The sequence below is a fragment of the Peptostreptococcus sp. genome, assembly GCF_977045075.1.
In genome coordinates, this window is sequence record NZ_CDRRTB010000046.1 from 1 (window position 1) to 12,660 (window position 12,660).

The 12,660-nt window shown below is 34.3% G+C and carries 12 protein-coding genes; all 12 read right to left on the reverse strand.

Translation table 11 applies throughout. From position 1 onward, the window contains the following. Nucleotides 1-213: 213 nt before the first annotated feature. Nucleotides 214-789: a hypothetical protein gene (locus ACW6OJ_RS04980; protein ID WP_456095924.1), complete on the reverse strand. Its 576-nt coding sequence runs from the start codon at nt 787-789 to the stop codon at nt 214-216. A gap of 5 nt (nt 790-794) precedes the next feature. Further along, on the reverse strand, nt 795-1,436 hold the full coding sequence (locus ACW6OJ_RS04985; RefSeq protein WP_456095925.1) for an ABC transporter ATP-binding protein: 642 nt from the start codon (nt 1,434-1,436) through the stop codon (nt 795-797). After that, nucleotides 1,436-2,092 carry a hypothetical protein gene (locus ACW6OJ_RS04990; RefSeq protein ID WP_456095926.1) on the reverse strand — a complete coding sequence of 219 codons (657 nt, stop codon included), beginning with the start codon at nt 2,090-2,092 and terminating at the stop codon, nt 1,436-1,438. Before ACW6OJ_RS04990 ends, ACW6OJ_RS04985 begins: the two co-directional genes overlap by 1 nt. Further along, a complete protein-coding gene (locus ACW6OJ_RS04995) occupies nt 2,092-2,772 on the reverse strand; it encodes a hypothetical protein (protein ID WP_456095927.1) in 681 nt (226 codons plus the stop codon). Before ACW6OJ_RS04995 ends, ACW6OJ_RS04990 begins: the two co-directional genes overlap by 1 nt. Continuing rightward, nucleotides 2,759-3,526, reverse strand: coding sequence for a hypothetical protein (locus ACW6OJ_RS05000; RefSeq protein WP_456095928.1), 768 nt, complete (start codon nt 3,524-3,526; stop codon nt 2,759-2,761). Before ACW6OJ_RS05000 ends, ACW6OJ_RS04995 begins: the two co-directional genes overlap by 14 nt. Nucleotides 3,527-3,540: 14 nt before the next feature. Next, entirely contained in the window at nt 3,541-3,972 is a 432-nt protein-coding gene (locus tag ACW6OJ_RS05005) for a hypothetical protein (RefSeq protein WP_456095929.1), read from the reverse strand. A gap of 100 nt (nt 3,973-4,072) precedes the next feature. Then, complete coding sequence (locus ACW6OJ_RS05010) at nt 4,073-4,747, reverse strand: DDE-type integrase/transposase/recombinase (RefSeq protein WP_456095930.1); 675 nt, start codon at nt 4,745-4,747, stop codon at nt 4,073-4,075. Then, nucleotides 4,744-5,013 carry a hypothetical protein gene (locus tag ACW6OJ_RS05015; RefSeq protein WP_456095931.1) on the reverse strand — a complete coding sequence of 90 codons (270 nt, stop codon included), beginning with the start codon at nt 5,011-5,013 and terminating at the stop codon, nt 4,744-4,746. Before ACW6OJ_RS05015 ends, ACW6OJ_RS05010 begins: the two co-directional genes overlap by 4 nt. 179 nt (nt 5,014-5,192) lie before the next feature. After that, nucleotides 5,193-6,500: a hypothetical protein gene (locus ACW6OJ_RS05020; RefSeq protein WP_456095932.1), complete on the reverse strand. Its 1,308-nt coding sequence runs from the start codon at nt 6,498-6,500 to the stop codon at nt 5,193-5,195. Nucleotides 6,501-6,559: 59 nt separating this feature from the next. Continuing rightward, nucleotides 6,560-10,864: an acyl-CoA dehydratase activase-related protein gene (locus ACW6OJ_RS05025; RefSeq protein WP_456095933.1), complete on the reverse strand. Its 4,305-nt coding sequence runs from the start codon at nt 10,862-10,864 to the stop codon at nt 6,560-6,562. 269 nt (nt 10,865-11,133) lie between these two features. After that, nucleotides 11,134-12,153 carry a type I glyceraldehyde-3-phosphate dehydrogenase gene (gene gap, locus ACW6OJ_RS05030; protein WP_304194391.1) on the reverse strand — a complete coding sequence of 340 codons (1,020 nt, stop codon included), beginning with the start codon at nt 12,151-12,153 and terminating at the stop codon, nt 11,134-11,136. 241 nt (nt 12,154-12,394) lie between these two features. Continuing rightward, on the reverse strand, nt 12,395-12,660 hold a 266-nt coding region (locus ACW6OJ_RS05035; protein WP_456095934.1), incomplete at its 5' end, for a cell wall-binding repeat-containing protein.

The following is a 12,660-nucleotide window of genomic DNA, read 5'->3' on the forward strand; positions in this document are numbered from 1 at the left end:
CGCATTTCTTCTGTTATAATAGACATGAGAGGACTCCTTTACTTAATGGTTTTGTCGATATTACTATTGTATCAGAGTTCCTCTCTTTTTTTATTCAATTGTGTAACATATGTTATAGCACATTACATTATTTTCATGTTAGTCTTAACCTATTATTCAATTAAACTAATTAAAGTGAAGCAGTTTGTACATTCATAGAAACTATATTTACATTCATCTTACTTCGCGTATGAGGTCTGGATCCAATTTAAAAATAAATCTTTTTTTACCATCATGAAATCCGAAATAACTATTTTTCTTATCTAAATCATCCCTAGCGCTAAATAAGTAAGCATAGTCTCCGAGCATTACGCCTTTCTCCTTTAAAGTGGCTACTTCTTGTCCGGTCAATTCATAGCAAAACTCACCCGAACTGCTTATTGGGGATTCTTTTGCTATTTGCCCTACCTTCAAGACTAATTTGGACTTTAGACCCTCTACCCCTCTTACTTTGACATATAAAATTCCGGCTACATTAAAGCCCTCATCGTATTCACTTGGATTTAAAAGTGCAAACTTATTTTTATTATCTTCAACAAATTTTTTCATTGCCTTGGCCTCATAGAGATTTGCCTCGCTTACTAAACATTTATATTTTGAAATTTGTACAACTGAATTGTTTCTTACTAATACATCTTCGACCAAGTACTTGTTCTTGTATTCCTTATTGACACTGTATACCCTACACCCATATACTAATATAGCCACCACAGCCATGATTGTTATCAAATATTTTTTTAACTTTATCATAACGATTACCCATCTATCCTTTTTAATCTACCATTGTGCATTTCAAAAACACTATCAAGGATATTTTCAAATATATTTTGTTTGTGAGTGGCGATTATTATTGTCTTACCTTTAGCTTTTTCCTCCTCCAAAAGTTTGACAAACACATCAATGCTTTTTTTATCCAATCCGTTCAGGGGTTCATCAAAAATCATCAAATCTTGATTTTCCATCATGGCCTGAATCAGAGCCAATTTTTTCTTCATTCCAAGAGAGTATTTTTTGAACTTCATATCCTTATGTCTATAGATATCGAACAATTTCATGTATTTTAATATTTCTTCCTCTCCTATTTTTTTATTTATATTAGCCAAGTAAGCAAGGTTTTCAAAACCAGAAATATTCGATTGCATACCATTTTGTTCAATACAAACCCCGATATCTACAGGAAATTTCTCGTTAAATATCAGCTTTTTGCCATCTATTAAAATCTCTCCACTCGTCGGGAATATCAATCCGGAAAGTGCACGCAACAGCATTGTTTTTCCAGAACCATTACCACCAACTATCAGGGAAAGGCTACCCTTTTCCAGTGTCAAATTAATATTATCCAAAACAGTCATTCCTTTTATTATTTTGGTATAGTTATTCACTTCTATATACTTCATCAATAAAACTCCCTTCTGCCAAGAACCACCTTATTCATCAAGACTAAAATTACAAGCATTACTAGACAGGCTAGGCAATATACGAGTACTTTTACTTCTACGAATTCTTGGGAAAATACTCCAGAAAATACTTCCGAATTTATGGACATGGATATAAAAAATGGAAGGCCAATGCAGTAATTGTCGTTAATCCTGCATGTTATCATTATGCTGATTAGCATATTTATCATGGAAATGAATAATAATAAACATACCATGGATAAGAGGCCTCTCCCCAAATCTATAGTTCCTATACATAAAAACAATATGCCATTTATTACTACTACAAACAAAAGTGAATATGCAAGAATATATGAAATATGTTTAGAATAATATCTTCCTATATTCCTGTTTCTAACATACTTGTATATATTTCCTGAGTCAATAGTTCTCTTTTGCATGCAATGACTAATCAGTATATTTAAAAAGATCAGACTGGCTATAAAAACATTCGCCCTGATTCTTAAGAAAAAACTCCCGCCATAATCTAAATAATATACATCATTTACACTCCTATTAAAACTATAGCTACTCATACTATATAAGATTATCATCAATAATAGTAAGGAGGCTATAAAAATAGAAAAATTAAATTTTACTCGCAATTTACCCCCCACTATAGTATCTCCTTTTCAAATACAAGTTTCTTGAGCACTATTTCCAATAAAAACATCAAAAAAATACACACTATTATACTAATATTTATAGTTTGAAAAACAGGCCAGCTCTCGATATTGTTTATAAGTGTCCCTGTGCGTATAATCACATACAAAAAATTAGCTCCTATTACTCCACCTGCCGACATTATTTTATTTTTAAAAATATTGTTCAAACAAAAATATACTAAACCAGACAAATATGATGAAAAGAAAATAGTAAATGCACTAGGTAAAATGAGCTCTACTATATCAAGAAAGGTCATATTAATCAAAACCAACCTCGCAAACAATATAATAACCACAACGTTGATTGACAAAAATATCAATGTCAACCATCTTAATTTTTTTATTATATCTTCATAGATGCTTTCTCTCGATACCCTAGATATCAGTTCAGGGTTTATAATACCGAGCCTTTTACCAGTATAGAGCATATATATTAGAAACATAAGAGAAAACATTATACTCTTATCTCTAATTTGATATATCGTATTTACAAGTAAATCTTTCAAGTTTGTATTAGCATCTTGCAGTGAAAATGCATAGTCTGATTTGTAATAGTACCATAGTACGAGACTCACTATAATCACATGTATAAATGCTGTTAGTAGAAGTTCCTTTTTCTTAAAATATATCATCTTTTATTACTCTCCTATTATACAAAATAGTCAAGACCAGCAAAGGACACAAAATAAAAGCTATGATCCCGGGAATACTCTCCAAACTTGCGTTGAAGTAATTCATTATATGAAATAGCTTTATATCATAAAAAAATGTACCACAAAATTCTATAAACACTGTTATCAGAAATGGTATCATTAACTCAATATTTTTGTTGCTGTTTATGTACACTTTGGACACCATTGTAATTGCACTTATCATGCAACCATAAATAAAAAATGGAATTGTTGATAAGAATATATAAATTGTAGGACTAGAATTGACAAAGGCAGTAAATAAATTGGCCTTTTTTACGAGTACAAAGAAATCACTTGGTATATATGGCACATTCGTCAACAAAAATACTGCAACTATTAAAATAGGAAGTATAGAAACTATACCTCCCATTATCAAGGAAGAAATATACATTTTTTGAAAGTATTTTTTTCTTCCATCCTTTCTATTTATTAGGCACTCATAAAGACCACTATTCATATCCTCATAAAATGCCTTTGAAGCCACTATCGAAATAAATAAAGGATTAAAAATATAGTATAAGAATGACATCTCTGACTTATAGGTATCTGGACCTGTAATTACAAAGGCACATATTCCAAAATTTTTGTAACTTCCAGTCTTAGATAGGAATTCTATTCCCAATACAATACTAAATAAGACCAACAAAATGAAATTTTTGTTATATATGCTTCGCTTAATCACGCCTCTTATCATATTTTCAACCTCCACTATATTGAGTCTGGAGACCACAATCCCTTTGCGGATGAATTTGAATCAAAACCAAATGTCAATCTAGCAGCATGAGATACATTGTCATAGCTACTTGCATTGGATCTAATGTAACCAGACTGTCCTTTCAATAGATTTATACTCCCTCCACTTCCATATGAAAACTCCCACCTACCTGATGATGTAGGTTCTGCCACATTACATGTTATTTTTCTATTTCTTATATTTGTTGATGTGTGCACAACCTTACTATACGATGGTGTATTGTCCAATTTTTTTCTAGAACTTGAAAAAACCCAGTTTGAGTGAAACATACTCGAACCCCAATTAGCAACCCATGTAGTATCAGTATTATCACCTGCAAAGGAAATCGTCCCCACAGAGCATAAAACTAGAGCTAACAATATTGTCTTAATTTTCTTTTTTTTCATAAAATAACCACCTTTCTGATTTTATTATTAATTACTATTATTATATAATTATTTATTCTAAAAGTCAATGTATTTATTAAAAAATTTTTTTCACTTTCTCTTAGTTGTCAAGACATATGTTACACTTTGAGAAATACTCGGATACTATTTCATTAGGACTTTTAAAATTAAGACTGATCTTAGCTGTGCTATTATATCTTTGCATATGCTTTTTTGCAGCCGTTTTCAGCTCTTTTTCACTTCTAAATTTTTTTCTACCATAGAGTATTTTCCCATCTTCTCTATGACTTCGTTCTACTTTTCCATTTTGCCATGGTGAATATGGTCTTGTCCTTTTTATCTTCATTCCCAAATACTCAGCAACTAATTGAAATCTTGTTTTTCTATTGGTCTTTTCTGCGTCATTTACGAATTCGTATCCATTATCTACTTGTATTGTATTTATTTTAAATCCCATATTCTTTTCTAATTCAAGCAAATATTTGCTAGTTTCATAGGTACTTTTTTCTTTGACTATTTTAAGAACCCTTTTTCTGCTATATTCATCTATTGCAGTTATTTGATAATATCTATCTCCATAGCTAGGAAATCTTACACATTCTTCCGGCACATATTTGATATCCACCTGTACTTTATCGCCAGGGTATCTACCATCCATTCCTTCATACTTTGTGTAGCTTTTACGACGTATTTTCGGCTTTATATAGCCCCTCTTTCGTATTTGTTTGCATATACTTCCAAAACTTCTTGTGTATCCATTTCTCTTGCATCTCACATATACTTCTGCAAGACCATATATACCATTACGTTGAGCATACGACGAATTAAGCCAAGTTCTTCCTCATTATGGGCATTTGGGCTCTTGTGAGGTTTTCTTGATTTTAAGGCAAGACTTCGTACATCTCCATCATATTTTTTTAATTGGCGATATACAAACTGCCTATTGGTATGATATCGTCTAGCTGCACGTTTTACACCATTTTTTAAAGCATATTCACATAAACGCTGGCGAAAACGCATTTCTTCTGTTATACTTTTCATGAGAGATACTCCTTTTTGATATTGATATTGATATTGTTTTTTTTGTTAGAAACTATTATATCAAAGTATCTCTCTTTTTTTATTTATTTCTGTAACATATGTCTTATCACATTACAATTTTTTAATTTTTTTGAATTTACTTCTTGTTTCAAGAAATTTCATAGACTGATATATTATTTCTATGTCCTAGCCCATGGTACTAGGTTAACCTGACCAAAGCTTAGGTCTTTAAATCTATCAGTATACTCGCCCCTATAATTTATTAGATATAGTATAACCAGTTCTATGTAGTTAATACCTAGTAGAGTTATATTCCACATGTCTTCAAATTCCAATTTATTATTTTGCTTAGACTTACTTGGGTGGACTACGGTATTTCTATAATAGGTTATCAGGTCTATCCCATCTTTAAAATCGTCTACAAGGTCTGGTTGGAACTGGTCTATCCTAGCTATGCTTGTATCAAGGCTACATTCCTTAAGAAGCCTCCTGATATTATGCTTGGCAGGATTCCTATCATATTCAACCGTATTGAATACTTCCTTCATTTCTACTAAGACCACATATGAAAGCATCTCGAGAGCAGTCTGTATAGATATTATATTATTGTCTATATTATTACCATTTAAGGCTTCAAGGTACCAGTCAACTGTGTTGTCTATGGCAGAACTATAATATGTATCTTCAAGTCTTTTGCACATAAGTGAAAGGTATTTTTCAATGTTATGGTAATTTGAAATAGTAGATGTCCAATTAAAGACAAAACGGTAGTCTGATGAATAATTTCTACACCACTCCCTATAGGCATTCTTGTCCCCATTATAACCAAAGGCATTTAGGATATTAATATACCTGCCACAGAGGAAGGATAAAGCTGTTGATAGGTTATTTAAAATATACCTTACCCTCTTGGTTTTGACCTTACTAGCATCTTTTTTATATATCCTACCTGTATGGGTGATTATATTCCCCGTTTTTGACACTAAGTTATTATGCATTTCCTTATTATACTTATAGCTCTTGTCAATTACTATAGTATACTCATTGACATCAAACTCAAGTCTTGCTGCATAGACTAGGTCACCATGTCTAACTAGCTTGCCTGGCAGCTTGTCCATATTTAGAATATCAAACTGTAGGTAGTCTACATCTGTATCCTTTGACTTGATCAATATATCATTTATATAGCCATATAGGTCTCCATTTACAGTTTGAGTTATTTCAGCGTTTATGACCTTATAGCCTGGTATTTCAATAGATATTTCCTCCATAGAAAGGTCATCAATATAGTCTGATATAGTTTCATATTTATAAACGCTAGCCCTGAAGTTTATGGAAACGGGATCACTTATCTTATAGTAGATAGTTCCTTGACACTTAATATCATATGTCCCATATATATAAAATCTACCCTGGTATATTATCAGGTCTTCATTGATGTCATTATCATCATAGATAGAGATAAATGATTCATTACTTATATCCAATATTATCTCTCCTTCCAAAAAATAAGTACCCTACTTATTTGTAGAGTACTTATATTATACTATCTTTGTGCATTTAAATCAATTGGTTTGAAAGATGAACCATATAGGGAGTCTTCCCTTCCCTCGGTTTCTCTGAAAGCAGTCGATAGCATTAATTTGATTCTATTTAACTGGTTCACTGACGTAGCCGATGCATCATAATCTATAGGAATTATATTGGCCTTAGGGAAGTCCTTCTTAATACCCTTGATTACCCCCTTACCTATAATATGGTTAGGTAGACATCCAAATGGCTGCATACATACAATATTGTTACATCCAGCCTCTAAAAGTTCTAGCATTTCTCCAGGTAATAACCAGCCCTCTCCGGTTTGGTTACCTAGGGATACATAAGACTTAGTTAATTCTGCCAGATTATCAATCTTTTTAGGAGGATCAAACCTCTTACTTGCCTTGAGGGCAGACGTATAGGTAGCCATGTAAGTTTCTAGTATCTTTACTACTGCCTTACTAGCAACCATACTCCTCCAAGATCCTTCTAGGTTCTTGTGCTTATATATGTTATTGTAAGCACAGGCCATAAAGAAGTTAATCAATTCAGGAACAACTGCTTCTGCCCCTTCTCTTTCTAATATACCTATAAGGTCATTGTTGGCAATAGGGCTAAACTTTACTAGTATTTCGCCAACTAGTCCAACCCTTGGTTTAACCTCATCAGTTATCTCAAGATTATCAAAGTCTGAAACAATATCTTTTATATTCTTCTTGAACTGCCTGATATTGGCATCCTTAAGTGAGTCCTTACATTTATCACACCATTTTTCATATAATAGATTTGCACTACCCGGTATACTCTCATAAGGTCTAACTCTTAGTAGGACCTTCATTAAAAGGTCACCATAGACTGCACCCATAACTAGCTTATGTAGGACCTTCATATTTATCTGGTCCCTGAATCCATTGTCTTCTATACCCTGGGCACTAACAGACACTACGGGTACATTAGGGAAGCCTGCGGACTTTAGGGCCTTTCTAAGGAATGCAATATAGTTAGTTGCCCTACATCCACCGCCAGTCTGACTCATTAGTACTGTTGTGTTGTCAATATCATATTCACCAGATTTCAGGGCGTGTATAATCTGACCAATTACTATAATAGCCGGATAGCAGGCATCATTGTTTACATACCTCAAGCCTTCATCAATTATTTCAGATGAGTTATTATTTAGTATAACTATATTTAGACCTGAATCCTGCATAGCTCTTTCAATAAACTGGAATTGAACTGGGGCCATCTGTGGTGCTAGCAGTGTATGCTGGGTATTTAACCTTGTATTTTTCTGGTATTCTACCTTTTTTTCATCTAACTGTGATGGCTTTACTCCACTTTGTTCTCTTTCACTTATTGCTGCCTTCAAAGACCTCAATCTTATCTTAGCTGCACCTAGGTTGTTACCTTCATCTATCTTGATTACCGTATGTATCTTGGACTTTTCACTAAGGATATCCTCTACCTGCTCTGTAGTTACCGCATCTAGTCCACAGCCAAATGAATTTAACTGAACCATATCTAAGTTGTCATGTTCCTTACAGAACTGTGCCGCCTTATATAGTCTTGAGTGGTAAACCCACTGGTCAACTACCCTTAGTGGCCTATCCATCTTAGCCAAGTGGCAAATTGAGTCCTCAGATAGGACTGCCATACCCAATGAGTTTATCAATTCAGGTATACCATGGTTTATTTCTGGGTCTAAGTGGTATGGTCTACCTGCCAAAACAATACCCTTTAGGTTGTTTTCTTCTAGGTAGGCTAAGGCTTCTTCACCCTTCTGCCTAACCTGGGCCTTGAATAGGTCATATTCCTTTGTAGCCATATCTATTGCTTTATTTATTTCATCCTGCCTTAGGTCTGGATAATGGTACTTCAATGCAGAGTAGATTCTCTTCTTTAACTTGTTTTTGTCATTTAGTGTTATAAAGAAGTTTATAAACCTAATATCATTTTCTTCAAGTGAATCCATATTACTCTTGATTACCTCTGGATAGGAAGTGACAACCGGACAGTTAAAGTGGTTGTCGGAGTCTGGATCTTCTCTAAACTCATGTGTAACCGATGGATAGAAAATAGTCTTAATCCCCTTCTCTATCAAGTCCTCTATGTGTCCATGTACCAACTTTGCTGGATAACATACGGTATCTGAAGCAATAGAGCTAATCCCCTTTTCGAATATATCCTTAGTTGACTTAGCAGATAGAACTACAGAAAATCCTAGCTCAGTCAAAAAAGTATGCCAGAAGGGATAATTTTCGTACATATTAAGTACTCTAGGTATACCTATAAGTCCCCTTTTAGCCTTATCAGCCTTAAGAGGCTTGTAATCAAATACCCTATCGTACTTGTACTTATATATATTAATAGACTTTTTATCTTTTTCTATCTTCTTATGAGTGTAAATAGCCTCACCGATCTCACACCTATTACCAGACACAAAAATCTCTGATTCAGAGAACTTATTTATAGTTAATAGGCACTTGTTAGAACAGCCCTTACACCTTGTCACACTTGATTCTACAGTAATATCATTTAACTGGTCTAGGCTAAGTATATTAGACCTAATACCCCTGTACTTTTCCTTGGCAATCAAGGCACATCCAAAAGCTCCCATTAATCCAGCTATATCAGGCCTTGTGACCTCTCTTCCTGTAAGAATTTCGAAAGATCTTAATACTAGATCGTTGTAGAAGGTACCGCCCTGGACTACTACATTTTCTCCAAGCTCTTCTACATCCCTTAGTTTTATAACCTTAAATAGGGCATTCTTTACTACTGAGTAAGCCAAGCCTGCTGATATGTCAGCTACGGTAGACCCTTCCTTTTGAGCCTGTTTTACCCTGGAATTCATAAAAACTGTACATCTTGAACCAAGGTCAACAGGATTTGTTGCTCCAATACCAACCTTTGAAAAGTCGACTATGTCCATGTGTAAAGACTTAGAGAAGGACTCTAAGAAGGAACCACAGCCAGATGAACATGCCTCATTTAGGATTATCTGGTCAATTACCCCATCCTTTATCTTTAGACACTTCATATCCTGACCACCTATATCTAGGATAAAGTCAACCTCAGGATCAAAGAACTTTGCTGCCTTATAGTGGGCAATAGTCTCTATTTCTCCCTCATCTATCCTAAGGGCCTTTTTAATAAGTTCCTCACCATAGCCAGTAACTGTTGCCCTAGATATAGAGCAACCTTCAGGCATCTTGGAGTATATATCCTTTAATATCTTGATGCTCATATCTAAAGGACTGCCTTCATTACTGCCATAATGGGAATAAAGGATTTGCCCCTCATCCCCAATTAAGACTGCCTTAGTTGTAGTTGAACCCGCATCTATACCAAAGAAACAATGACCTTGATAGTTTTCTATATCAGCTCTCTTTACACAGGCCTTTGCATGTCTTTCCTTAAATTCATCATAGGTCTTATCATCCTTAAATAGGGCCACTATTTCATCACTATTTCCATCCTCAAGGCTGTCTACCCCATCAACCAAGTCGATTAGGTCCTTGATTGAATGTACTTCTTCCTTTGATGCTAAGAGTGCTGCCCCCATAGCCACGTATAGCTGGGCATTTTCTGGGAAAATAATATTATCCTCATTAAGCTTTAACACACTTGCAAACTGCTTCCTTAATTCAGACAAGAAGTATAAGGGACCACCAAGAAATGCAACATTTCCCTCTATCTTCCTACCACAGGATAATACACTTACAGTTTGGACCACAACTGCATTAAAGATACTCATAGCTATATCTGCCTTGCTTGCACCATCATTTATAAGGGGCTGTATGTCTGTCTTCGCAAACACACCACACCTTGATGCAATAGGATATACTACCTTGAAATCCTTAGCCATTTCATTAAGACCACTCGCATCTGTCTTTAAAAGAGATGCCATCTGGTCAATAAAGGCACCTGTACCACCAGCGCAAATACCATTCATCCTCTGGTCAATTCCACCTGACAAGAAGGTAACCTTGGCATCCTCTCCGCCTAGCTCTATTACAACATCTGTATCTGGATTGTACTCCTCTATAGACCTTGTACTAGATATAACCTCCTGTTCAAACTTAATACCTATCTTTTTAGATAGACCAATACCACCTGAACCTGTTATTACAGATTTTACCTTAATATTTCCTAATTTACTAAAAATATCCTTTAACTGGTCACTTACTGCCTTTTTGACATCAGAAAAGTGCCTCCTATATTCCTTGTATTCTATTGATTTATCTTCTGATAAGATAACTGCTTTAACGGTTGTGGATCCAACATCTATGCCTAAATTATAGACCTTTTCCATCTTATCCCTCCTTAACGGTAATATACTATATATATACTACCTCTCACCCAATTAAGATAGGTGATATGTATATATAGAATAATCTTTTTAAGATTATCTACTTTTTATACCCATTTTTATATATCTTATACCAAATTTGGATTTTTGTAAAATGAATTTATCTTCATTTTAGGCATAAAAATTATCCTCCCATGATATTTGTTTATCACAGGAGGATAAAGAATTTTATATACTTTATATATACACTACTTTTTAAATTGTTCGGATTATTACTTTAGCTTCTTTGATATCATATTTACTAGATCGGCAGTTCTTTCAGCATAACCCCATTCATTGTCATACCAAGAAATAACCTTTACAAGTCCATCGCTCATTACCATAGTAGAAAGGGCATCAACTATTGAAGATCTCTTGTCTCCCTTGAAGTCTACAGATACTAGAGGCTTGTCACAGTAGCCTAATATCCCATTAAGTTCGTTTTCAGCGGCTTCCTTAAGGGCTGCATTTATTTCTTCAACAGTAACATCCTTCTTTTTAAGGTTTACTACTAGGTCTACAACCGATACAGTCTGAGTTGGTACTCTTAAAGAGAATCCATTTAACTTACCTTCTAATTCTGGTAATACAAGTGAAACAGCCTTTGCTGCACCAGTTGTTGTTGGTATTATTGAACCTGCACAAGCTCTAGCTCTTCTTAGGTCCTTATGAGTCTTGTCTAGTACCTGTTGGTCATTAGTATAGGCATGGACTGTTGTCATCATACCATTTTCAATACCAAACTTTGCATCAATAACCTTGGCAACTGGAGCCAAACAGTTAGTAGTACAAGATGCATTTGAAATTATATTATGAAGCTCATTGTCATACTTATCATCATTAACACCCAATACTATTGTAATATCTTCATTTTTAGCAGGACAAGTAATTACTACCTTCTTTGCGCCTGCATCAATATGACCCTGGGCATCTTCTCTATTTTTAAACTTACCTGTATTGTCTATCACTATATCAACACCTAGGTCCTTCCAAGGAATTTCACTTGGCTTAGCTGCCCTAGTTATTACTATATCTCTTCCGTTCACACTTATACAGTCGTTGTTCTTTACTTCAACCTGGCCATCAAATATACCATAGCTTGAATCGTACTCGAATAGGTGGGCTAATGTTTCTGCATTTGCCCTAGCGTTTATAGCTACTACTTCGTATTCATAATTATCAGATGCCTCTGTAATTCTTAATACCGATCTACCAATCCTACCAAATCCGTTTAATCCAACTCTAATTTTCATCATAATCCTCCATTTAGTATAGTATATAATATATTTTTGTAGTTATTAGATATTAGTATATCCTTTTTCTACAAATATTGTATACTATTTATTCTAATAATGCAATACTATAAGGAAAACTTTTTCAACTTTTTTATGTGTTCTTTTCCCTATTTTGAGGCGAAAAATAGCGTTGGGAAAAATTCATAGGTCTATCCCAACGCTAAATATAATACACTATTAACTTACACTACATATTATTTTATTTGCCAACTAGGTCAAGTAATATGCTATATGGCAGGTATCTTTCTCCGCCTATAGCAGTGATTCCACGAATTCTTGTATCACTTATATACTTCTTAACTAGGGCATTACTTGTCTTATTTCTTGACGCCAATAGAGTTGGCCTATTGTATTTACCAGATACTGGTGATATAACAAGGGCATCGGCAAACTCTTCACCAGAAGCTATAAAGGCATCCCTACTATCCTTAAACTTTGATTTGGCAATAGCTACTGAAGTTTCAT